General features: G+C 55.2%; 24 protein-coding genes and 1 tRNA gene. 23 read left to right on the top strand and 2 right to left on the bottom strand.

Going from position 1 to position 23,276, the window contains the following annotated elements; translation table 11 throughout:
* The first annotated feature begins 30 nt into the window (after positions 1-30).
* Positions 31-750 carry a DsbC family protein gene (locus ACR2TX_RS01790; RefSeq protein ID WP_077731258.1) on the top strand — a complete coding sequence of 240 codons (720 nt, stop codon included), beginning with the start codon at positions 31-33 and terminating at the stop codon, positions 748-750.
* A 38-nt stretch (positions 751-788) separates the two neighbouring features.
* Here ACR2TX_RS01790 and mutS read toward each other — a convergent pair whose 3' ends face one another.
* Entirely contained in the window at positions 789-3,353 is a 2,565-nt protein-coding gene (gene mutS, locus ACR2TX_RS01785; RefSeq protein WP_434131016.1) for a DNA mismatch repair protein MutS, read from the bottom strand.
* Between the two features lie 54 nt (positions 3,354-3,407).
* Between mutS and ACR2TX_RS01780 the strand changes: the two genes are divergently transcribed.
* The 17 genes from ACR2TX_RS01780 to lpxB all read left to right on the top strand — a co-directional run bounded on the left by ACR2TX_RS01780 (position 3,408) and on the right by lpxB (position 17,763).
* Positions 3,408-3,902 carry a CinA family protein gene (locus tag ACR2TX_RS01780; RefSeq protein WP_434131013.1) on the top strand — a complete coding sequence of 165 codons (495 nt, stop codon included), beginning with the start codon at positions 3,408-3,410 and terminating at the stop codon, positions 3,900-3,902.
* Positions 3,886-4,461, top strand: coding sequence for an RNA 2',3'-cyclic phosphodiesterase (gene thpR, locus ACR2TX_RS01775; protein WP_434131012.1), 576 nt, complete (start codon positions 3,886-3,888; stop codon positions 4,459-4,461). The genes ACR2TX_RS01780 and thpR overlap by 17 nt, the downstream gene beginning before the upstream one ends.
* Positions 4,462-4,500: 39 nt before the next feature.
* The gene (gene recA / locus ACR2TX_RS01770) at positions 4,501-5,550 is read left to right on the top strand and encodes a recombinase RecA (RefSeq protein WP_077731254.1); all 1,050 of its coding nucleotides are present in this window, start codon (positions 4,501-4,503) and stop codon (positions 5,548-5,550) included.
* A 17-nt stretch (positions 5,551-5,567) separates the two neighbouring features.
* Entirely contained in the window at positions 5,568-6,008 is a 441-nt protein-coding gene (locus ACR2TX_RS01765) for a regulatory protein RecX (RefSeq protein WP_168175468.1), read from the top strand.
* A gap of 40 nt (positions 6,009-6,048) precedes the next feature.
* The gene (gene alaS / locus ACR2TX_RS01760) at positions 6,049-8,649 is read left to right on the top strand and encodes an alanine--tRNA ligase (RefSeq protein ID WP_434131009.1); all 2,601 of its coding nucleotides are present in this window, start codon (positions 6,049-6,051) and stop codon (positions 8,647-8,649) included.
* Positions 8,650-8,674: 25 nt separating this feature from the next.
* A complete protein-coding gene (locus ACR2TX_RS01755; RefSeq protein ID WP_077731251.1) occupies positions 8,675-9,904 on the top strand; it encodes an aspartate kinase in 1,230 nt (409 codons plus the stop codon).
* Between the two features lie 133 nt (positions 9,905-10,037).
* Entirely contained in the window at positions 10,038-10,244 is a 207-nt protein-coding gene (csrA, locus tag ACR2TX_RS01750) for a carbon storage regulator CsrA (RefSeq protein ID WP_077731250.1), read from the top strand.
* A gap of 24 nt (positions 10,245-10,268) precedes the next feature.
* A tRNA-Ser gene (locus ACR2TX_RS01745) sits at positions 10,269-10,361 on the top strand.
* Positions 10,362-10,586: 225 nt separating this feature from the next.
* Complete coding sequence (gene rpsP / locus ACR2TX_RS01740) at positions 10,587-10,850, top strand: 30S ribosomal protein S16 (RefSeq protein WP_077731249.1); 264 nt, start codon at positions 10,587-10,589, stop codon at positions 10,848-10,850.
* 26 nt (positions 10,851-10,876) lie between these two features.
* A complete protein-coding gene (gene rimM, locus ACR2TX_RS01735; protein ID WP_434131008.1) occupies positions 10,877-11,377 on the top strand; it encodes a ribosome maturation factor RimM in 501 nt (166 codons plus the stop codon).
* Between the two features lie 12 nt (positions 11,378-11,389).
* Complete coding sequence (gene trmD, locus ACR2TX_RS01730) at positions 11,390-12,139, top strand: tRNA (guanosine(37)-N1)-methyltransferase TrmD (RefSeq protein WP_434131005.1); 750 nt, start codon at positions 11,390-11,392, stop codon at positions 12,137-12,139.
* 11 nt (positions 12,140-12,150) lie between these two features.
* On the top strand, positions 12,151-12,501 hold the full coding sequence (gene rplS, locus ACR2TX_RS01725) for a 50S ribosomal protein L19 (protein WP_077731246.1): 351 nt from the start codon (positions 12,151-12,153) through the stop codon (positions 12,499-12,501).
* A 193-nt stretch (positions 12,502-12,694) separates the two neighbouring features.
* On the top strand, positions 12,695-13,558 hold the full coding sequence (xerD, locus tag ACR2TX_RS01720) for a site-specific tyrosine recombinase XerD (RefSeq protein WP_240502572.1): 864 nt from the start codon (positions 12,695-12,697) through the stop codon (positions 13,556-13,558).
* 27 nt (positions 13,559-13,585) lie between these two features.
* Positions 13,586-14,374, top strand: coding sequence for an acyl-ACP--UDP-N-acetylglucosamine O-acyltransferase (gene lpxA, locus ACR2TX_RS01715; protein WP_156880764.1), 789 nt, complete (start codon positions 13,586-13,588; stop codon positions 14,372-14,374).
* A gap of 51 nt (positions 14,375-14,425) precedes the next feature.
* Complete coding sequence (locus ACR2TX_RS01710; RefSeq protein ID WP_077731244.1) at positions 14,426-15,361, top strand: Gfo/Idh/MocA family protein; 936 nt, start codon at positions 14,426-14,428, stop codon at positions 15,359-15,361.
* A 106-nt stretch (positions 15,362-15,467) separates the two neighbouring features.
* Entirely contained in the window at positions 15,468-16,565 is a 1,098-nt protein-coding gene (locus ACR2TX_RS01705; protein WP_086134463.1) for a DegT/DnrJ/EryC1/StrS family aminotransferase, read from the top strand.
* The gene (gene lpxB, locus ACR2TX_RS01700; RefSeq protein WP_434114079.1) at positions 16,558-17,763 is read left to right on the top strand and encodes a lipid-A-disaccharide synthase; all 1,206 of its coding nucleotides are present in this window, start codon (positions 16,558-16,560) and stop codon (positions 17,761-17,763) included. The genes ACR2TX_RS01705 and lpxB overlap by 8 nt, the downstream gene beginning before the upstream one ends.
* Here the strand turns inward: lpxB and ACR2TX_RS01695 are convergent.
* Positions 17,739-19,550, bottom strand: coding sequence for a GGDEF domain-containing protein (locus ACR2TX_RS01695; RefSeq protein ID WP_434114077.1), 1,812 nt, complete (start codon positions 19,548-19,550; stop codon positions 17,739-17,741). The genes lpxB and ACR2TX_RS01695 overlap by 25 nt on opposite strands.
* A 223-nt stretch (positions 19,551-19,773) precedes the next feature.
* On the opposite strand from ACR2TX_RS01695, the gene ACR2TX_RS01690 reads away from it, so the two are divergent.
* The 5 genes from ACR2TX_RS01690 (at position 19,774) to ACR2TX_RS01670 (ending at position 23,273) form a co-directional block, all read left to right on the top strand.
* Positions 19,774-20,271: a GreA/GreB family elongation factor gene (locus ACR2TX_RS01690; protein ID WP_077731240.1), complete on the top strand. Its 498-nt coding sequence runs from the start codon at positions 19,774-19,776 to the stop codon at positions 20,269-20,271.
* A gap of 3 nt (positions 20,272-20,274) precedes the next feature.
* The gene (locus tag ACR2TX_RS01685; protein ID WP_077731239.1) at positions 20,275-20,988 is read left to right on the top strand and encodes a M48 family metallopeptidase; all 714 of its coding nucleotides are present in this window, start codon (positions 20,275-20,277) and stop codon (positions 20,986-20,988) included.
* A 4-nt stretch (positions 20,989-20,992) separates the two neighbouring features.
* A complete protein-coding gene (locus tag ACR2TX_RS01680) occupies positions 20,993-21,484 on the top strand; it encodes a protein disulfide oxidoreductase (RefSeq protein WP_434131002.1) in 492 nt (163 codons plus the stop codon).
* 36 nt (positions 21,485-21,520) lie between these two features.
* Positions 21,521-22,498, top strand: coding sequence for an NAD(P)H-quinone oxidoreductase (locus tag ACR2TX_RS01675; protein WP_434132389.1), 978 nt, complete (start codon positions 21,521-21,523; stop codon positions 22,496-22,498).
* Positions 22,499-22,559: 61 nt separating this feature from the next.
* Positions 22,560-23,273 (top strand): tetratricopeptide repeat protein, encoded by a 714-nt coding sequence (locus ACR2TX_RS01670; RefSeq protein ID WP_133717925.1) that lies wholly within the window; start codon positions 22,560-22,562, stop codon positions 23,271-23,273.
* The last annotated feature ends 3 nt before the right edge of the window (positions 23,274-23,276 follow it).

Below are 23,276 nucleotides of genomic sequence, written 5' to 3'. Positions count from 1 at the left end.
TCGAAACCGAAGCAACCCACGGATACATTCATGAAAACACATTGGGGCGTCGCATTCTTGGGCATGGCGGCTCTTTTTTTCGGGCCGGCCTATGCCGACAATAAAGCCATTGAACAAGCGTTAAAGGACGCTTTGCCCGGAGTCAAGCCGGATTCGATCACACCGTCCGCCATGTCGGGGCTTTACGAAGTCGTTGTTGGGCCGAAGCTGTTCTATGTTTCGGAGGACGGTCGGTATTTGTTTCAGGGCTCGATGATCGATATTAAGGCGCGCGAAGATTTAACGGAAGGCAAGCTGGCCGACGCTCGAGTCAGTTCTCTGAAAAAAGTCGGCTCAGACAACATGATAGTCTTCAAGCCTAAGAGTTCGAAGCACTTGCTATACGTGTTCACCGATATCGATTGCGGCTACTGTCGAAAACTGCATTCGGAGATCGATCAGTATCTAACGGAAGGTATCGAGATTCGTTACCTGTTTTTCCCGCGCGCTGGCGAAGGCTCTGATTCCTACAAGAAAGCGGTGTCGGTGTGGTGTGCGGACGATCGCAACGCGGCTTTGACCAAGGCGAAGCGTGGCGAGACCATCGAAAACCGGCAATGCGACAACCCGGTAGATCGGCATCTGACACTGGGAACGCAAATGGGCGCCGCCGGAACGCCCATGCTTGTCACCGAGAAAGGGAACATACTGCCGGGATACGTGCCGGCTAGTCAATTGGCCAAGATTTTGGCTCAAGAGAGCGAAAAATAAGCGCCCATTTAGGCGTGGTCGACTCCAGCGTCTTGCTCTCAGTTCGTCAAGTCCTTTAGGGTGAACAGCAAGTCCAAGGCCTGTTTGGGTGTGATTTCTTCGGGTCTGATCGTTCTGAGCAGATCCAACGCAGGGTGAGGCTCGGCATTCGCGAAAAGGTCGAATTGCCGTGCTTCGCTTTGATGTTCCGCATAGGTCTGGTTCTCCAGAACCGTCAACTTCTTGCGCGCGTTGTCAATCACCGTTCTCGGCACGCCAGCCAGAGCAGCCACCTGGAGTCCGTAGCTCTGGTTGGCCGGGCCGTCCTTGACGGCATGAAGGAACACGACCCCATCGCCGTGCTCTACTGCGTCCAGATGGACGTTCTGTACCCCGGGGCACTCGTCAGGCAGCGTAATCAATTCGAAGTAGTGGGTCGCAAAAAGCGTGAACGCCTGGATCTTGCGTGCCAAGTAGTCGGCCGTTGCCCAGGCCAGTGCCAAGCCATCAAAGGTGCTGGTGCCGCGACCGATCTCATCCATTAGCACGAGACTTGATGATGTCGCGTTATGAAGGATGTTCGCGGTCTCGGTCATCTCGACCATAAATGTCGATCGGCCGCTGGCCAAGTCGTCGGAGGCACCGATCCGGGTGAAAATCCGGTCGATCGGGCCTATCATCGCCGCTTCCGCAGGCACGTAGCTGCCGATATGAGCCATTAAGACGATAAGTGCGGTTTGGCGCATATAAGTGGATTTCCCGCCCATATTGGGGCCGGTGATAATGAGCATGCGGCGGTCGGAGTTGAGTTCCAAATCGTTGGGGACAAACGGCGTATCGGCAACCGTTTCGACGACGGGATGGCGGCCGCCTGTGATGCGAATGCCTGGTTCCTTGATTAGTAGGGGCATGGTGAGGTTCAGGCTTTCGGCGCGCTCGGCCAGGTTGGCCAAGACGTCCAGCTCCGAGAGCCCTGAAGCGCAGTCCTGCAGCGCTTTTATCGACGTGCCAAGAATATCCAATAGCTCGTCATAAAGGGCTTTCTCAAACGCTAGGGAGCGTTCCCGTGCGCTCAGCACCTTATCTTCAAAGGCTTTTAGTTCTGGCGTGATATAGCGCTCGGCACCCTTCAAGGTTTGGCGCCGGATGTAGTCTGCCGGGACCCTGTCGGCCTGCGTGCGGGAAAGCTCGAGATAGAAGCCTTGCACACGATTGTATCCGACCTTTAGGTTTGATAGCCCAGTTCGCTGGCGTTCCCGCTGCTCGAGGTCAACCAGGAAGCGTTCCGTGTTTTGGCTGAGGTTGCGTAGTTCGTCCAGTTCCGGATGGTAACCTTCGGCAATGACGCCGCCATCGCGGATCAGCATAGGCGGGTTTTCTATGATCGCGCGATCGAGCAGTTGGTAAATTTCAGGCTGCTCTCGAATCCGCTGCCGTATGTCCGTAAGGAGCGTGCTCTCCAGGGTTTCGAGCTGATTTAAAAGCTCGGGTAGCGTACCCAACGATGCTCGCAATACCACGAGATCCCGCGGCCGCGCCGATTTGAGCGCGATGCGGGCGACGATGCGTTCAATGTCCCCGACTGATGTAAGCACATCGCGAATGGAAGCGTAATTCCTATCTTTGCGTAGTGCCTCTATGGCCTCGTAACGCTGATAAAGAATGCGTTGATCTCGTAGAGGATGATGGAGCCAGCGTCGCAGCAGGCGTCCGCCCATGGCGGTTGATGTGCGGTCGAGTACGCCGAACAGGGTAAGATTGACCCGACCCGACGGATGAAAATCCAATTCCAAGTTGCGCCGGCTTGCCGCGTCCAGGATGATGCTTTCCTCGCCAGTTTCTGTCCGTAGCCCTTGGATGTGGGGCAGCGCGCTTTTTTGGGTGTCCTGAACATATTGAAGCAAACAACCTGCGGCGGCGATCGCCGCGGGCGAACCTTCGCAGCCGAAGCCGGAGAGATCTTGAGTTTTGAATTGACGAAGCAATCGATGACGTGCGCTCTCGGCGTCGAAGTGCCAAGACGGTCGCCGGGTGATCCCACGCCTTGCGGCTATGGTCGGTGGTGGCGACCATTCTTCGCTGATGAGTAGCTCAGAAGGATTTAAACGCTCCAGTTCGCCGGCTAATCTCTCCAGGCTGGTGACCTGCTGAACTGTGAATCGTCCGCCGGCCAGGTCTAATCCGGCGAGACCATAAATTTCGCCGAGTTGGACAATGGCGACCAATAGATTCTCTTTGCGATCCTCCAGCAAGGCCTCTTCGGTCACTGTGCCGGGGCTGACGATGCGTACGACCTTGCGTTCGACGGGACCTTTGGAAGCGGCTGGATCTCCAATTTGTTCACAGATCGCAACCGATTCACCGAGTTTGATCAGTCGAGCGAGATAACCATCGACGGCATGATAGGGGACACCCGCCATAGGTATGCGTTCGCCGGCCGATTCGCCCCTAGCGGTCAAGGTGATGTCCAGGAGTTGTGCGGCTTTACGCGCATCCTCGTAGAAGAGTTCGTAAAAATCCCCCATTCGGAAAAAGAGAAGCTGCTCGGGGTGTTCGGCCTTGATGCGCAGGTATTGCTGCATCAGTGGAGTATGTCTGGAGAGTGTGGTCGCTTGATCGGTCATCAGAGTAGTTTATCGGATAGAATAAAGGTCTGCGATTGAACGAATGGCTGACATATGGCGGAGGACGAAGCGTTATACGCGTTGGCGCGCGAGGTTGGGCAGATCCTGAGGCTTCAGGGGCGAGTGCTAGTCTTGGCCGAATCTTGCACCGGCGGGTGGGTGGCCCAATGTATCACCGATGTGCCCGGAAGCTCCGCTTGGTTCGATAGAGGGTTCGTCACTTACAGCAATCAAGCGAAGTACGAGTTGCTGGGCGTGCCGAGCGAAATTATCCAAGTTTATGGCGCTGTCAGCGTCGAGACGGTGCGAGCCATGGCTGCGGGTGCCTTGAGTCATAGTGCGGCGGGCGTGGCGGCGGCCGTTAGCGGAATCGCCGGGCCGACCGGCGGTACGCCGGATAAGCCTGTGGGCACCGTATGGTTCGCTTGGCAGCGGGGCGATGGCATCTGCCGCGTAAAACACATGCAGTTCGGCGGTGATCGGCGTCAGGTCAGGCGGCAAGCGGTTAGAGTCGCGCTTCAAGGTATTCTTGATGTCTGCCGAGATTAAAACGCTTCGTTTGTTTTTCGCTCTTTGGCCAGACGGGGCGGTACGCGCTTCACTGGCGCAGCTTGTCGATACGCTCAAGCAAACGGCTACGGCTAAGTGGGTAAAGGGGGAAAATCTTCATATTACACTGGCTTTTTTGGGAGAAGTGAATGAAGATCGGTTGCCGGTGGTCAGTCAGGTTGGCGACAGCATTGTCGGACAGTCATTTGAGCTGAGTCTCGATCGAATCGAGTTTTGGCCGAAAAAGGGAATTATCTGCCTGTCGCCCCTGAGTGCGCCGGAAGCGCTGAACCATTTGGCAAACAGTTTGACTGCCGGTCTCGGTCGAATTGGGTTTGTCATGGAAAACAGGCCATTCCGGGCGCATCTGACGCTGGCCAGGAAAGCTTGCCGCGACAGTGTGTCGTCACAGAGTATCGACGATCCGATCCGTTGGCGCGTGAGTTCGTTCAGTCTGATCGAGTCCCAAATTAGCCGCGCCGGCTCAGTGTATCTGGTGCGGAAGAGCTGGAACCTGCCGAGTTTTCAGGCTATTCCCGACGATTCGTCTGTGAGATAATTAGTAATTATTTACAACGGTTTAGTCAGTATTAATCTAATGGACGAAAACAAAAAGAAAGCGTTGAGTGCAGCGCTTTCGCAAATCGAAAAGCAGTTTGGCAAAGGGTCCGTGATGCGGATGGGGGATGTCCCCGCGATGCGTGACCTCGAAGTCATTCCCACGGGCTCGCTGTCTCTCGATATCGCATTGGGCTGCGGCGGTTTGCCTCGCGGACGTATCGTAGAAATATACGGTCCCGAATCATCCGGCAAGACGACTCTGACGCTCGAAGTCATTGCTCAGGCTCAAAAGCGGGGCGGGGTTGCGGCTTTCGTCGATGCCGAGCACGCCCTAGACCCCGTTTACGCGGAAAAAATTGGTGTCAATCTGGACGATTTGCTGGTATCCCAGCCCGATACCGGCGAGCAGGCACTGGAAATCGCCGACATGTTGGTTCGGTCGGGCGGCGTCGACATCGTCGTGATCGACTCAGTGGCGGCTTTAACGCCTAAAGCGGAAATCGAAGGCGAAATGGGCGACTCCCATGTCGGTCTTCAGGCTCGTTTGATGTCTCAGGCGCTGCGAAAACTTACGGCCAATATCAAGCGCTCGAATACTTTGGTCATTTTCATCAATCAGATCCGCATGAAGATCGGCGTTATGTTCGGCAATCCGGAGACGACAACCGGCGGAAATGCACTCAAATTTTACGCTTCGGTTCGTCTCGATATTCGCCGTTTGGGGGCGATCAAGAATGGTGACGAAGTGGTCGGCAACGAGACTCGTGTCAAGGTGGTGAAGAACAAAGTGGCGCCTCCGTTCAGGAATGCGGATTTCGAAATTCTTTACGGCGAAGGCGTTTCCCACGAAGGCGAATTGGTCGATTTGGGCGTGAATTACGGCATTCTGCAGAAGTCGGGCTCCTGGTACAGTCTCGGAGCGGAGCGTATCGGCCAAGGTAAGGATAACGCTCGCAATTTCCTGAAAGAGCGTCCGGAGTTGGCTGAAAGCATCGAGTCTAAGATTCGTGAAAAAGCCTTCGGCAGCAGCGCCCCTGCAGTGGGGCAGGTCGCTGCGTCCGATCCGCTTGAGGAGGCCGGATCCTGAGCGACGTTCCCGACTCGTTGCAGGCGGTAAAGGCTGCGGCCCTGCGTTATCTTTCACATCGCGAATGCAGCAGTGCGGAGCTGCGGCAGAAGCTTTGCCGCAAGGGGTATTCGGAAGCCGTGGTTGAGCAAGTCGTTGCAGATCTGGCATCTCAAGGCTTGCAGAGCGATGGGCGTTTCGCTGAAGTGTTCGCGCGCAGTCGCGCCGAAAAGGGATACGGAGCGTACCGGATTAGACAGGAGTTGCGACAGCACGGCGTCGACGTGGATAAATCGCTGGAAAATGATCGGGATTGGGACGCGTTGATCCATAAAACTTATGTCAAAAGGTATGGCGAGACCATTCCGGATTCGCTCCTAGAGCGTGCGGCGCGGGAGCGCTTTCTTAGGCGACGTGGCTTCGAATCGGATCAGATCCGCCGCTTGTTCAAACGCTTGAGATATCCTGACAGCGAATAATCCTCACAAGAATAAGAATGAAACCATCGGTAGCAGCGAAATGACCAGCGCAGAACTGCGTTCACTTTTTTTGAAGTATTTCGAGGAGCGGCAACATACGGTCGTTCCATCCAGCTCGTTGATTCCGGCCGATGATCCTACTCTGCTGTTCACGAACGCGGGTATGGTTCAATTCAAAGACGTGTTTTTGGGGCGAGAAGAGCGTCCGTACGTTCGCGCGGCCTCGGCGCAACGCTGCGTAAGAGCGGGTGGTAAGCACAACGACTTGGAAAACGTTGGATATACGGCGCGCCATCATACGTTCTTCGAGATGCTGGGGAATTTCAGCTTCGGCGATTATTTCAAGCGTGATGCGATTCATTACGCGTGGGAATTTTTGACCGGGGTTTTGAAGCTGCCGGCCGAGCGGCTCTGGGTTACGGTTTACGACCAGGATAAGGAAGCCGAGGCGATCTGGCTTAACGATGTAGGCGTTGATCCAACACGGTTTGCACGCATAGGCTCTAAGGATAACTTCTGGAGCATGGGCGACACGGGGCCCTGTGGCCCTTGTACCGAAATTTTCTATGACCATGGCGAAGGGATTCCGGGAGGTCCGCCCGGTCCGCTCAACGAGGATGGCGATAGGTACATCGAAATCTGGAATCTCGTATTCATGCAGTACGATCGTGCTCCGGATGGAACGCTTACGCCATTGCCTAGGCCATCGGTCGATACAGGTATGGGCTTGGAGCGGATTGCTGCCGTCGTTCAAGGCGTACACAGCAATTACGAAATCGACATCTTTAAGGCTTTGATAAGGGCCGCAGCGGATCTTGCGCGAGTCGGAAGCACCGACAACAGCTCGTTGAGAGTACTGGCCGATCATATTCGCTCGTGTGCTTTCCTGATTGCCGACGGCGTTTTGCCGTCCAACGAGGGGCGCGGCTATGTGCTCCGTCGTATCATTCGAAGAGCGATTCGCCACGGTTACAAGCTGGGGATTCGCGAGACCTTCTTTTACCGGTTGGTTGATCCGCTTTGCGCTCAGATGGGTGATGCGTATCCGGATTTGGCTGCGGCGCGGTCCATGGTGGAGCAAGTCCTAAAGAAGGAAGAAGAGCGTTTTGCCGAAACCTTGGAGCAAGGGATGAGAGTTCTGGAAGCCCATCTCAAGGGGATGAGCGGCAAGACGATTTCCGGCGATGCTGTGTTTCAGCTTTATGACACCTACGGCTTTCCGGTTGATTTAACAGCCGATTTTGCCCGTGAGCATGGTCTGATTTTGGACCTGGAAGGTTTCGAGAAAGCAATGGAGGAGCAGCGGGAGCGCGCGCGCGCGGCCAGTCATTTCGGCGTCGATTACTCCCACGATGTACATCTCGACGTACGCTGTGAATTCACCGGTTATAAGAGTTCGCATGAGGAGACAGCCGTTGAGGCGGCGCTACGGGATGGCAAGCCCGTTGAGACTCTATCGGCCGGCGAGGAAGGCATTCTGATTTTGGCCAAAACTCCGTTCTACGCCGAGTCTGGTGGACAGGTCGGCGATCGAGGCATCATTCGCGCGGGCGACAATCTGTTCGAAGTATCGGATACCCAGAAGAAGACCGGCGATTTGATTCTTCATATCGGGCGAGTATTGAAAGGCGAGTTCAAAGCCGGTTCGATTTGCGAGGCGGAAGTCGATGTCGAGTCTCGCAATGCTACGGCGCTCAATCATTCCGCGACTCACTTGCTGCACGCGGCATTAAGGAAAGTTTTAGGGGATCACGTGACTCAGAAGGGCTCCCTGGTTGATCCCGACCGGTTACGTTTCGATTTTTCCCACTTTGCGCCGGTAACGGCGGAGCAAATCGAGACGATCGAACGGTTGGTGAATGAACAGATTCGTGCCAACAATGCCGTAACGGCGGAAATGATGCCGAGGGAGGCCGCCATCAAGGCGGGAGCGATGGCCTTGTTTGGTGAGAAGTATGGCGATAACGTGCGTGTCCTTCGGATCGGCGATTTTTCGACCGAATTGTGCGGCGGAATTCATGTCAAACGCGCTGGTGACATTGGCTTGTTTAAGATCGTGAGCGAAACCGGAGTGGCAGCCGGAGTTCGTAGAATCGAAGCGGTTACAGGTGAGGCCGCTGTCGATTGGATAGAGAAAAACGATCGCATCTTGCTGTCTCTCGAAGAGAGAGTGAAAGCCGGGCGGGACGCTTTGGATGAAAAAGTGAACCAGCTTCTCGAAAGAAATCGTTCTTTGGAGAAGGAATTGGACCGACTCAAAGCAAAGCTGGCGAGTGCCGCAGGTGACGATCTGGTCTCTCGGGCGATATCGGTCGACGGAGTGAAAGTTTTGGCGGCAAAAGTGGAAGAAAGCGATCCGAAAGGGCTTCGGGATATGGTCGATCAACTCAGGAATAAGCTGGGGAGTGCAGCGATCGTGCTGGGGTCGGTCAAAGAAGATAAGGTGACGCTGATCGCCGGAGTAACCAAAGATCAGATAAACCGGATCAAGGCCGGGGATTTGGTTAACGCAGTGGCCGTGCAGGTCGGCGGAAAAGGTGGCGGCCGAGCCGATATGGCTCAAGCTGGGGGGACCAATCCGGCAATGCTGGACGTAGCGTTGAAGAGCGTACCGGATTGGGTGCGGCGCCATACGGCATAATCACAGACAGACTTCTCAGAAGAACATGGCCTTATACGTACATAAATACGGCGGTACGTCGGTGGGTAGTACCGAGCGAATACGACATGTCGCCGACAACATTGTCAAAGCGCGAGGGAGAGGCGAGGACATCGTTGTTGTCGTATCTGCAATGAGTGGAGAAACCAATCGTCTGGTGACCTTGGCTCAGGATATTCAGGCGCGTCCCGAGCCGCGGGAAATGGATGTACTGCTCGCTACGGGTGAGCAGATCACCATAGCTCTTCTGTGCATGGCTCTGCACGAAAAGGGCATCCCGGCATGCTCATACACTGGCGGGCAAGTCAGAATCGTCACCGACCGCGCCCATACGAAGGCGCGTATTTTGAATATCGACACCGATCGCATCTTGAGTGATCTCGGTCGGGGCAGGGTGGTGGTGGTAGCCGGTTTTCAAGGCATCACCGAGGATGGTGATATCACCACATTGGGGCGCGGCGGGTCGGATACCACGGCGGTAGCCCTGGCTGCGGCGCTCAAAGCGAGTGAGTGCTTGATCTATACCGACGTGGATGGTGTTTACACCACCGATCCGCGCGTTGAGCCGCGCGCCAGGCGGCTGGACCGAATTACATTCGAAGAAATGTTAGAAATGGCGAGTTTGGGATCGAAAGTATTGCAGATTCGATCAGTCGAGTTCGCCGGTAAATACAATGTCCCTCTACGGGTGCTTTCGAGTTTTAAGGAAGGCCCTGGCACGTTGATCAGTTACGAGGAAGAAAACGTGGAAAAGCCGCTAATTTCCGGCATAGCGTTCAATCGAGACGAAGCTAAGCTGACCATTATGGGTGTGCCCGATCGTCCAGGCATCGCCTATAAAATCCTTGGTCCCATCGCAAATGCGAATATTGAAGTCGATATGATTGTCCAAAATATCGGAGAGGACGGCACAACCGATTTCACGTTTACAGTGCATCGCAATGACTATGGAAAAGCTTTGGACATTCTGCATAGCACTTGCGCCGAACTCGGCGCGCGCGAAGTTGCTGGTGATGACAAGATTGTCAAAGTATCCTTGGTTGGTGTCGGGATGCGCTCGCACGCCGGGATTGCCAGCAAGATGTTCGAGGCTCTTGCAAAAGAGGGGATCAATATCCAGATGATATCGACCTCCGAAATCAAGATTTCTGTAGTTTTGAATGAAAAATATCTGGAACTCGCAGTTCGGAGTTTGCACGAAGCCTTTAATCTCGATCAGTCGGTGGAAGCGGCGTGAGGTCAAATTTTCATTATAAACATAAGAAAAACTGATATAATATAGCGCTTAACCGTTTGTGTTGGTTGGCTTGGTGTTGCGGCAAGCGGCACCATTTTAAGGTAGGTCACGAGCGACCGGAAAGGAAGGATTTATGTTGATATTGACTCGTAGAGTCGGTGAGACTCTGATGATCGGGGATGATGTAACGGTTACCGTATTAGGGGTAAAAGGTAATCAGGTTCGCATTGGTGTGAACGCGCCCAAGGAAGTTTCTGTGCATCGGGAAGAGATCTATGAGCGCATAAAAAGAGAGCAGCAGGCTCAAACACCAGAAAAAACAGCTGAGCATACGGAATAAGTCGATTATAATCTCGTCAGTTTCGGAGAGATGGCCGAGAGGCTGAAGGCGCTCCCCTGCTAAGGGAGTATAGGGTCAAAAGCTCTATCGAGGGTTCGAATCCCTCTCTCTCCGCCATTCCATTAAAGCGCAGAAGATCTCGAGTGGCGATTACCCGGTTCGGGTGGGTTCGGGAGCTGCGAGTCTGTTTTCAATCTAGCCCGTATGACGCAAATCTGTTTCAATTTTGGCGCTGAGTCTTGGTTTGGCATGATTTTGGCGGCCAAGTCTTCACATAGACAGGTTTTTCGGTAAAATATCTGGTTTTTTCGGGTTGTTCTTGCATCCTTAAGAGGAAATTTAATGGTCACGATTCGTCTTGCCCGTGGTGGCGCAAAAAAGCGCCCTTTCTATCATGTCGTTGTTGCCGACAGCAGATGTAAACGAGATGGTCGTTACATTGAGCGAGTTGGGTTTTTTAACCCGATCGCTTCCGGGAAAGACGAAAGACTGCGTTTAAATGATGCGCGTGTTCAGTACTGGCTGAGTCAAGGCGCCAAGACGACCGAACGGGTTCACTCCTTGATTAAGGAATTTCGGAAAGGCGCAGACTCGGCTGCGGCTTAAATTTATTCCCGCGACACAAGTTTACAGTGGCGCGGCAGATTGTCGCCGGTGAAGTGTTGGGTGCGTTTGGCGTCCGAGGGTGGGTAAGAGTTCGCTCACATACCGATCCGCCAGACAATATCTTGAGTTATTCGCCGTGGCTGATCGGCGATGAGAAAACTCAAAAGGAATTTAAGATCGTCGGCGGGCGCCGGCATGGGAACACGGTCGTAGCGCATCTGGAGGGTGTGGATAACCGTGACCAAGCGTTGCAGTTATCTACGCTGAATATCTTCGTTAACAGAGAACAGTTTCAGCCAACGAAGCCAGGCGAATATTATTGGGCGGATTTGATCGGGCTTGAGGTCCGTACGACATCCGGCATTAGTCTGGGTGCCGTGACCGGCATGATGGAAACCGGTGCGAACGATGTTATGACGGTTCACGGCGAGCGAGAGCGCTTGATCCCTTTTGTGGTCGGCGAATTCGTTAAGAGTGTCGACTTGAATGAGGGTGTTCTAATCGTAGATTGGGATCCGGATTTTTAGAGCCGTAGCTCAATGCGTTTCGATGTCGTTACCCTGTTCCCCGAAATGGTCGAAAGTGCCGCCAGGTGCGGTGTAACCGGGCGGGCAATCGAAAGAGGGATTGTCGATCTCAAGCTCTGGAATCCGCGGGACTGGACCTCGGATCGGCATAGAACGGTAGATGATCGTCCCTACGGCGGTGGGCCGGGCATGGTTATGAAAGTCGAGCCGTTGCGCAGTGCAATCCGTGCGGCACGAGCCGACTCGGACCTAGCGGCAAAGACGATTTATTTGAGCCCGCAAGGCGGTTTGTTGACTCAAGATGTTGTCGTTCGTCTTTCTCGGCAGCCGAGACTTGTTCTGGTTGCCGGACGCTACGAGGGAGTCGACGAGCGCCTGATCGAAGCCGAAATCGACGAAGAGTGGTCGATAGGTGACTATGTCTTGAGCGGTGGCGAGTTGGCGGTGCTGGTGATGTTCGATGCGGTGGTTAGATTGCTGCCTGGTGTTTTAGGGCATGCAGATTCGGCTGTTCAGGACTCGCACATGGCGGGGTTGTTGGATTGCCCCCATTACACTCGGCCTGAAATGCTCGATGGCCGGCGAGTTCCTGAGATTTTGCAGAGTGGAGACCATGCTGCGATCAGACGCTGGCGCTTGAAACAGTCCCTGGGCCGAACTTGGTTAAGAAGACCAGATTTATTAGCTAAGCTTGAGCTCGATGCGGAGCAGCGGAATTTGCTGGAAGAGTTTAAACACGAATTGAAAGCCGGAACGAATTAAGGGGAATCGCAATGTCCAGTCACATTATTCAGCAACTTGAGCGCGAATGGATGAGCCAGAAAACGGTCCCGGACTTTGGTCCAGGCGACACCGTGGTCGTACAGGTGAAGGTGAAAGAGGGAAATCGCGAGCGCCTGCAGGCCTATGAAGGCGTGGTCATCGCCAAGCGGAACAGGGGATACAATTCCGCTTTCACGGTGCGCAAAATTTCTCATGGCGAGGGCGTGGAAAGGGTTTTCCAAACCTATAGTCCTCAGGTCCAGGATATTCAGGTTAAGCGCCGCGGCGACGTTCGTCGCGCGAAACTTTATTATCTCCGCAGCCGCACTGGCAAGGCCGCCCGTATCAAAGAAAAAATTTGATCGGAACGAGAAATCGCCGCGGCGATTGATGCGGGAATCGAAGACGGGCAGCGAGCGCTGCCCGTTTGTCGTATGGGGACCGAGATAAATCAGGCGCGTTTTGTGAAAACGCCATCGTTCATAAGGCATGAAGGCTGTTGGCTCGATTGAACCTCGCATTGCCGATTCGGATGGTGATCTGATCCGGCGTTTCATGAACGCCCTCTGGGTCGAAGAAGGATTAAGCGAGAACACTCAAAAAGCGTACGGAAGTGACGTCAGCCTGTTTGCCGTTTGGTTGAGCAATACGCACAAAAAATCGCTTTGCCAGGTAGAGGCGGGCGAGATAGAAGGCTACTTGGCGCTGAAATATCGTCAGAAGGCGAGTGAGCGGACCAGCGCCCGACTCCTTTCGAGCCTGCGGAAGTTTTACTTATTCGCCACTCGCGAAGGCTGCGTAGATAGAGATCCGACCGTGTCCATAGAGGCGCCTCGCATCGGGCGCCCGCTACCGAAAACGCTCACGGAGAAGGATGTGGAAGCCTTGCTGGAGGCTCCGAACACCGATGAGCCTTTAGGCTGCCGGGATCGGGTTATGCTGGAAGTCCTTTATGCCACCGGACTTCGTGTAAGCGAATTGGTCGGGCTTACGCTCGGGCAATTGAATCTCCGCCAAGGTGTCGTTCGCGTAGTGGGTAAGGGACGCAAGGATCGCTTGGTACCCATCGGCGAAGAGGCGGAAGATTGGGTGAACCGTTACCTGAAGTCGGCACGGCCGATGATCCTGAGGGGGAGACGCAGCGACGATGTGTTCGTCACGGATCGCGGAGCCGCAATGACGCGCCAGGCCTTTTGGCACCTCATTAAGCGCTATGCTTTGCTGGCCGGCATTCATAAGCCGCTTTCGCCCCATACTTTGAGACACGCTTTCGCTACACATTTGCTGAATCATGGCGCTGATCTTCGGGTGGTTCAACTCTTATTAGGGCACAGTGATTTGTCGAGCACACAAATTTATACCCACGTCGCCCAGGAGCGCTTAAAAGACCTTCACGCCCGCTGTCACCCGCGCGGTTGAAACCGTTCTGAGCTTAGCCGAGGATTTATGATTGCGAATATACATCCTACCGCCTGCATCGCTCCGGATGCCAAACTAGGGATAGGCGTTTCGGTGGGTCCTTACGCCGTGATTGAGAGCCGCACCGAAATCGGGGAAGGTTGTCGCATCGAGGCCCATGCCGTCATTCATTCGTACGTTCGCATGGGAAGGAACAACCACGTCTGTCCACAGGCGGTCATCGGCGGATTGCCCCAGGATCTGGGGTTCGATCCTCTAACGGAAACCTATGTGGAGATTGGCGACGCCAATGTTTTTCGCGAAGGCGTGACCGTGAGTAGAGCCACCCGAAAGGGCGACGCTACGCGGATCGGCGCGAATAACTATCTGATGAACAATAGTCACGTGGCACACGACTGCCGGTTGGGCGACAACAATATTTTCGCCAGCGGTGCCACACTCGGCGGCCATGTTCAGGTAGGGGATCGGGTTTTTTTCGGGGGCGGGGTCATGGTTCACCAGTTCTGCCGCATCGGTAGCTTCGCGATCTTGCAGGGACTTGCGGGTATCAATAAAGACGTTATTCCCTTTACGATGGTAGGTGGAAGACCGGGTAAGCATTATCGGCTGAACCTGGTAGGTATGCGGCGCGCGGGGATCGACGGAGACCGTCTGAAAGCCGTATCGACCGCCTACCGGCGTTTGCGGAACAAAAAAAGCCTGGACGACTTGCCGGATACGCCGGAACTGGCCTATCTTCGAGGTTGGCTGGCGGAAGAATCGAAGCGCCACGGGACTTTGGGGTTTATCGATATACATGTCCGTGGTGAAGATTGAATCGGTCGATACGTCGCCGCATCCACTTTCTTTCTCAGTTTAAAAAGCGCCATGAGTTCACTGAAATGTGCCGTGATCGGAGTCGGTTACTTGGGGAAGTTCCACGCGGAAAAATATGCTGCACTTCCTGATTGCGAATTGGTCGCCGTAGTCGATACGGATCTGCGGACAGCCCAAGCCGTAGCGGATAAGACCGGTAGCCAGGCGCTGACTGACTATCGGGAACTGCTCGGCCGAGTCGATGCCGTGAGCATCGTGGTACCGACCAGCTTGCATCACCAAGTGGCCAAGGATTTCTTGGCGGTGGGAGCGCATGTGCTGGTGGAAAAGCCGATCACGGTGACGGTAGAGGAGGCCGATGAGCTTATCCGCATCGCCGAAGAAAAGTGCCGCGTGCTCATGGTGGGGCATCTGGAACGCTTCAACGCCGCTCTATTGGCTCTCGATCTGACCGAGGACAAGCCGATTTTTATCGAATCGCACCGTTTGGCGCCGTTCAAACCACGCGCCAACGACGTCAGCGTAGTGCTTGATCTTATGATCCACGATATCGATATCATCCTGGATTTGGTCGATTGTGAAGTCGACCGCATCGACGCCAAAGGCGTGCCGGTATTGACCGGTGACGTCGATATCGCCAACGCGCGCATTGCGTTCAAGAATGGCAGCGTGGCCAACGTTACGGCCAGCCGCGTCAGCCAGAAAGTCGAACGCAAGATGCGTATGTTCATGCCCAATGCTTATATTTCCGTTGATTTCCAAAATCGCGCTTTGACGCGCCATCGTAAAGGTGAGGGCGAGATGTTTCCCGGCATACCGGAAATCGTCAGTGAAGAGTCCGTGTTCGACAACGGAGATGCTCTGATGGAGGAGATCAAGCATTTCGTCGCTTGCATCCGGAACGGACGCGAGCCTTTAGTGTCCGGGCATGCCGGACGGCGCGCTCTGGCAACGGCTACCGAAATCACCCGGCTACTCAACGCCTGACCATTCACGCCTGAATGGTTTTCCTGCCCCTGGCGCTGCGGTCGCGGGGGCTTAATGTCGCTACGCAACGCTTGTCATGACAACGCCTACAGGAGAGATAGATCTCATGATCCCCATGGTCGACCTAAAAGCCCAATATCTGCAAATCAAGGACGAAATCGATCAAAGCTTGAGGCAGGTCTTGGATAGCTGCGCCTTTGTTCTGGGGCCGAACGTCAAGGCCTTTGAAGAGGAAACGGCGGCTTATCTGGGGGTCAAGCACGCGATCGGTGTCGCTTCGGGAACCGACGCCCTGCATTTGGCCCTTTTGGCAGCCGGTATCGGCGAAGGGGACGAGGTCATTACGACACCGTTTACCTTTATCGCGACGGCGGAAGCCATTCGCTACGTTGGCGCCAAGCCTGTTTTCGTGGACATCGATCCCAAGACCTTCAATATCGATCCTGATGCCATCGAGGCGGCGATCACCGAAAAGACTGCGGCCGTCATGCCGGTACACTTGTTTGGCCAGCCGGCGGACATGCAGCGGATTTCCGCGATCTGCGAAAAGCACGGGCTCAGGATGGTGGAAGACTGCGCCCAGTCGTTCGGTGCATCCATCGGCGGGCAGCAGACCGGCAGCTTCGGCGTGAGCGCCGGATTCAGCTTTTTTCCGAGCAAGAATCTCGGCTGCTATGGCGATGGCGGTTTGGTCACCACGAATGAGGATGATATCGCCGACAAGGTCAAGGTGTTGCGTAACCACGGGTCCGAGGTGCGGTACTACCACGACGTGATCGGTTACAACAGCCGGCTCGACGAATTGCAGGCGGCAATCCTGCGCATCAAGCTGCGACGTATCGACGATTTCAACCACAATCGCCGCCGTGTCGCCCATCTGTATTCGGACCTGATGGCGGATCTGCCGGTAACCACGCCTTATGAGGACGGCATAGGCGTACACGTTTACCATCAGTACACACTGCTGACCAACCGGCGCGACGCCGTCATGCAGGCACTCCAGAAGTCCGGCATCGCCTGCGCGGTTTATTATCCGGTGCCGTTGCATCGGCAGAAGGTATTTGCCGAAGAGTGTGCCGGGCTAACTCTGCCGGTCACGGAAGCGGTCGCGGCGCGTTGCCTGTCCTTGCCCATTTACCCCGAACTTCAGGAAGCCGATGTCCGCCGCATCGTGTCGGTCATCCGTGCGGCTTTGAATGACTGAGCGCTCGCCTCTCGTCATGTTGAGCGCCGGAGAAGCGTCCGGCGATCTCCACGCCGCCCATCTATTTCGGGAGCTCAAAAAACTCATCCCGAACCTCCGCGGCATCGGCATGGGCGGCGTCAGAATGCGCGAGGCGGGGATTGAACTCCGTTGCGACTCCACCCATCTCGCCGTCATCGGGCTCGCCGAAGTGGCCAAGCATTACGGTGAAATTCGGCGAGCGCTCCGTTCGATGCAGCAGATAGCTTGCGAAGAGAAACCGGATTTGCTGATCTGTGTCGACTACAAGGAGTTCAACTTTCGTTTGGCGCGGAAGGCAAAGGAATGCGGCGTCAAAGTCCTGTTCTATGTGAGTCCGCAGGTTTGGGCTTGGCGCCCTGGGCGGGTGAAGAGCTACGGCCGGATCGTGGACCACATGGCGGTGATATTCCCGTTCGAAGTGCCGTTCTACGAGGCCTATAAAATACCGGTGACCTACGTGGGCCATCCTTTGGCGGGAAAGGTAAAGCCCTCCATGGAGCGATCCGAAGCTATGGCTAAATTCGGATTTGCGGGCAAACGCCCGGTTATCGGACTGTTGCCGGGTAGCCGGGTCAACGAGATTAACCGGCTTATGCCTGTCATTCTCGACGCCGCGGGACGGTTGGCGCACGAGTTTCCGGGAGCGCAATTCGTTCTTTTTCGCGCCCCTTCGATATCGGACGAGTTGCTGCACAGCCATCTTGCGCTTAGCGATCTACCCGTCCGCGTGATCGAAGGGCAGGATTACGATGCCCTGCAATGCTGCGATGCCGTGATCACCGTTTCCGGCACCGCGACGCTTGAAGTGGCATTGCTGGGTATACCGATGGCAATCGTCTATCGGCTGACTCCGCTCAGTTATTGGTTGGGGCGCCTGCTGGTCCGCATCCCTTATATCGGATTGCCGAACATTTTGGCGGGTCGTCATGTGGTCCGCGAGTTTATTCAGCACGATGCGGCGCCGGACAATATCGCCGGCGAGATCACCCGAATTCTTCGGGATCACGATTATGCAGAAGCGATGCGGCAGGCGCTCAGGCAAATCAGGGACGACTTGGGAGACAAGAATGGCGCGCTCAAACTCGCGCAGCTGGCAGCGGAAATGCTGAACTTGGAATCGAAGCCGAAAGCGGCATCCGATCAATCAGTCAGTCAGTGCATGAACAACTTGGTTTGAATGGCGATTTCTTCCAGGGTCGAAGTCAGATTGATTCGTTCTTCGCTCTCGAGATTTTCGATGTACATCGCGTTGCCGCAAGATTCCTTAGCCTTCTTTTTGGCTATCGATGCCAGTTCGGCGATAACTTCCTTGGTCAAGCCATTCTGACTCGCGGCCACCGGCAAAATGCCGATCGAAAGAGATACGAAAGGAAAATATCGTTTCTCTCCATACCTGTCGCACGCTTCGATGCCGCCGATTTGTCGGTCTTTGGCGGTGTAATGTTCCGGTACGAGCGTCTCGAAGGTTTGTAACAGGTGTCGACAGCGTTCTTTCCAGTCGGCGCTCCGGAACAGGACGATAAAATCGTCGCCGCCGATATGCCCTACAAAGTCCAAATCGGTATCGGCCGTTTCTGTCATGAGTCGGCCCACAAGCTGGATGAGATCGTCGCCGCGTAAATAGCCATAAACGTCATTGTAAGCTTTGAAGTAATCGATATCGCAATATGCGACGACGAAATCCTCTCGATTACGCAGGAACTCATCCAGTTTCTGTTGAATCAAAACACTACCGGGCAATAGTGTCAGCGGGTTCGCGTAGCGGGCTTTAGTGATCTGCAAATCGGTGATCGTGCTCAGGAGATCCAGAAGAGTGCCTTTGCCGATCAAACGTCCGTTTTCCGTAATAATGAATTCGTCCGTTTGGTGATTGACCGCGCTGGTCAGGCAGCGACTGACGTCCTCGAGGGATGTGTGGAGGTCGAACTTGAGCGTTGGCCTGAAGGCGAATTCCTGTATGGGTTTTCGACCATGCAAGTCGCGTCCGTATCGGCTCGCCAAGAGATTCATCAGGTCGTTGCGCAAAATCAGTCCCAAGGGTTCGCCAGTGTCTACAATGGCCACCGATTGGAGCGTTTCACTGATTCGGAAGAGATCGCCGACTTCTTCCATGGTTGATTGTGGCGATATGGTCGGAACTTCTTTCAACAGGTGTGCGATAGTCAGCTTTTCCGAATAAACGTTGCGTTTTTGTCGGTCACTGAACAGTTGCGGGTTAAGCGCGATATCGGGAGTCTTTTTCGGTGGAGCAAAATAGAATCCCTGGGCCATGTCGATGCCCAGGTTGCGCAAGGCAGCATATTCGTGTTTATGTTCGATACCCTCGGTTATAGTCTGGCAACCCAGAGACTTGGCGATTTCTATGATGGACTTGATGAATTGGCGCTTGGTTTGGTCTTCGTCGACGCCCTCGATGAAATGCCGATCGATCTTGACGAAATCCGGATTCAGCTCTGACCAGAGCTTAAGACTGGAATGGCCGGCTCCGAGGTCGTCCAAGGCGACTTTGAAACCCATTCCGCGATAGTGCTGGAGGGCATGCTGAAAAACTGTCCAGTCTTGAATGGGTTGCGTTTCGGTGATTTCGACAACGACGCGATCCGGATCCAATTTGTGATTCTGTAGGTACATGAGTGTTCGTCCGTGAATGAATTCGTCGTCGGTCAAGGTAATGGGATTGATGTTGACGAAGAGATGTCCCGACAGAGCGAGTTTGGCGAATTGGCGGATGATGAGCTTGCGGCACAGAAAGTCCAGTTCCACCAGGCGCCCATACTTGGCCGCCGCGGCGAACAGAACGTTGGGCCTATGTAGCAAAGATTCGGACGGTCCTCGAATTAAGCCCTCATATCCAAAAATCGCTTGTTTATCCAATACGACTATCGGCTGAAACAAAACGGTTAGCTGTTCCAGCGCGAGAATACGATCCAGCAGGCTTTTGACGTGGACTTCTTGCTTCTGCACCTAGGACTCGTCGCGATCGGTGAATGAGGCAGTCGTTTAATGATGAACTATAGCAGTTTGTATCATTTTGACCGACAAATATGACAGCAAACGTTTTAGGAACGTGTAAACATAAATTGCAACTGGCCTTGGCATTGGCTTCGGCAATGACGCCGAATGCCTCGGCACTTCCGGGCACGGGATTTTTCCATGCCTCTCTCGGTAAGATTTTGAGGTGGTTATCATGAGTCGCGCTTTTGTCAAAGAACCGGATGGCGAACAGCTTGGTGACGATCTTCCCGAACGGCCTCGGAGCTCGTATACCAATTATGTTACTCCGCAGGGATTGGCGCAGCTGCAACGGCGGGTTCGCGAGCTTAGTGCGCAAAAAGAGGCCCTGATTGGGAACGACGATCTGGGCGCCCGGCAACAGCTTAAGCAGGTGGAGCGCGATTTGCACTATTACGAGGAGCGTGTTCAAAGCGCCGTGGTGGTGCAGCCGGAAGCCCAGTCCGACGACAAGGTACGCTTCGGTTCAACGGTCGAGGTTCTCGATTCCGACGGCCAGACGCTGCGTTTTACCATCGTTGGCGAGGACGAGGCGGATGCGACTCATGAGAAGATCAGCTGGATGTCGCCTTTGGCACGGGCTTTACTGGAGGCTCAAGTGGGGGATGTAGTGACGTGGAAGAGACCGGTGGGGGATAAGGAATTGGAAGTCGTCGCGATTCGAAAAGGCTAGGCCGTGTCGTCAGGCTTTCCTTTGCCTTACAGCATTCGCCATAGCCGACGGGCCAAGCATCTTCGTTTGGTCGCGAAACCCGAAGGAATCGAGCTCGTCGTGCCGCCCACGATCAGCGAAGCTCGAGCCCTGGCGTTCTTGCACAAGCATCGCGACTGGGCCGAACGCAAGCTTTCGGAGATGCGTTCGACGACTGCTCAATCCGGGCCGGCGCAGCGTTTGGAGAACGGTTCGACCGTTCCGTTTCAAGGTCGTGAAGTGCCGCTCGTGATCCGCGAGCATACCGGGCGGCGGACGCATATCCAGTATGATGGCCATTTCCTGGTCTCCGTACCTGCGGGTACGGAGAACCAGCCGCATCTCGCCAGGAATGCACTTTTTAACTGGACGAAGTTGTGGATACGAGATCAGGCCGGATTCATCATACAAAGACATGCTGTTCGCTTCGGATTGTATCCGCGTCAAATCAGGGTCAAGCGGATGAGTAGCCGATGGGGGAGTTGCGGCCCTAGGAACGACATCAACCTGAACTGGCTTCTGGCTTTTGCGCCGCCGTCGGTATTGGAATACGTGGTTGTGCATGAACTATGTCACATCCGCCATCGGAATCACTCGGCCGATTTCTGGGCCTTAGTCGCCCGGCATCTGCCCGCCTATTCCGGCGAACGCCAGTGGCTGCGCCAGAACGGCGCTGCTCTTTTGAGACGGTTCGAGTAGCGCCATGGCAAACAAGCTGAAGCAAATATTGGTATTCGGCAGTACCGCGGTTGTGCTGTACATCGGTGTACAGTTGATCGCCACTCGCAGCTTGGTGTCCGGGATGCCGCCCCCGATACGGGCAACTGCTTTGGACGGCACGGCGTTGGATGTACCCAAGCCGGAAGGACGGCCGGCCGTAATCTACTTTTGGGCGAGTTGGTGTCAGATCTGCAAGGCGATGCAGAGCTCCATTCGATCATTGGCACGAGATACGCCGCTGGTCAGCGTGGCGCTGTTGTCGGGGGACGAAACCGAGGTCCGTGAGTACGTCAAACGGGAAGGATTCGAGTTTCCGGTAGTTCTCGACCAGGATGGCGCTATCGGCAGAGACTACGGAATTCGGGGTGTGCCGGCCGTGTTTATTTTGGGTCCTGACGGTCATATTCGTTTTTCCACCATCGGCTACACCAGCGAATTGGGGCTCCGGTTGCGGCTTTGGCTGGCGGGTCTATAGGAGTTTTTTGATTTGACTGGTTTTTTCCCCGGCACGATGGCGGCCGTCGAGATCGCCCAATCGGGCGGTCCGGAGGTTTTGCAGTTGTGTCGGCGACCGATGCCGCAGCCGGGGCCTGGCGAAGTGCTGATCAAGGTAGCTGCGGCCGGGGTGAACCGGCCGGATGTCATGCAGCGCAAAGGGCTTTACCCGCCTCCGCCGGGAGCGTCCGATGTACCGGGCTTGGAAATCGCGGGCGAAGTGGTAGCTTTGGGCGAAAGCGTGCGTGAGCCCGCCATCGGCGAATCGGTTTGCGCCCTGGTGAGCGGCGGGGGATATGCTGAATATTGCGTGGCCGCCGCGGCACTCTGTTTACCTATGCCGAAAGGATTTGGGCCGATCGATGCCGCCGCCATGCCTGAGACGTTTTTCACGGTCTGGACCAATGTATTCGAGCGGGGCGGGCTGAAACCCGGAGAAAGCATGCTGGTACACGGGGGCAGCAGCGGCATCGGCACCACGGCGATTCAATTGGCCCGTGCATTCGGCGCCAGCGTGTTCGTAACCGCGGGAAGCGCGGAAAAATGCCGGTTCTGCGAGCAGCTCGGGGCTACCGCGATCAACTATCGCGAGGAAGACTTCGTCGACCGCATCAGGGCACTGACCGAGAGCAAGGGCGTAAACCTGATTCTCGATATGATCGGCGGCCCTTATCTCCAGCGGAATCTCAGTTGTCTCGCCGCAGATGGCCGCTTGGTCGTGATCGCGGTTCAGGGCGGACCCAAGGCGGAAATCAACCTGCTCCCCATTTTTTTGAACCGTCTGACCTTGACCGGCTCAACCTTGCGGCCGCGGAGCGTGGAAGAGAAGGCCACGATTGCCGATGCGCTGAGGCGGAAAGTGTGGCCGCTGCTCGAATCGGGTCAGGTCAAGCCGGTGGTGCACGCCACGTTTACCTTGGCCAAGGCAGCAGAAGCCCATCGACTGATGGAAAGCAGCCGGCATATGGGCAAGATCGTCTTGTCGGTCGCTTGAGTGCGGACAGGCTAGCGGCTTGCGCGCTTTTTTAGCTGAATTCAAGAAACCGGAATAAATCGTGATCTCAGTTGGCTACAAGAAATTTCCAGTTCTGACGTTATTGGCGGCGAGCGTCTGGCTGGTCTCCCCGGCATCGGCTTGGGCCGGATTCGAGGAAGGTATGGCGGCCATCGAACGGCGTGACTATTCCGCGGCCTTCGCTGAATTCAAGCCTATGGCGGAGCAGGGCATGCCGGAAGCTCAAGTCAATTTGGGCAATCTTTACATGAAAGGGCTAGGTGTGCCGCTGGACTATGTCGAGGCGCGGCACTGGTACGAGCAAGCGGCCAGGCAAGGCGATACAACGGCCGAAAGCAAGCTCGGCGTTCTTTACTTCTATGGTCTGGGAGCTCCGATCGACATGGGCGAAGCTGCGCGTTGGTTCAGCAAAGCGGCCGAGCAGGGCGATGCCAGCGCCCAAGCCGTGCTGGGTTCGCTTTATGCATCCGGCAACGGCATCGACAAGGACAATGCTCAGGCGTATTTCTGGTACACGCTTGCGGCAGAACAGGGTAATCAGAACGCGGCCGATGCCAAGGACAGCCTGGTCGAGGAAATGGCTCCCGGCGAAATGGCCCTGGCTTTGGACCGTCTCGCCGAGTGGCAGAAGCAAAAGGAGAATGCTGAGGCGCTTTCGCTAGAGAAGCCAAAGGCAAAAAACGCGCACGTTAAGAAAGCATCGAAGAAAGCGACTCAAAAGACCAAGATGAACCGCAAGAGCCAATCGCGTTAGTTT

Origin of the sequence: Methylocaldum sp. GT1BB (assembly GCF_051027545.1) — a bacterium.
In the GTDB taxonomy this organism is placed as follows: Bacteria; Pseudomonadota; Gammaproteobacteria; order Methylococcales; family Methylococcaceae; genus Methylocaldum.
Note: the sequence above shows the minus strand (reverse complement) of the source record. Positions and strands in the feature narration are given on the sequence as shown.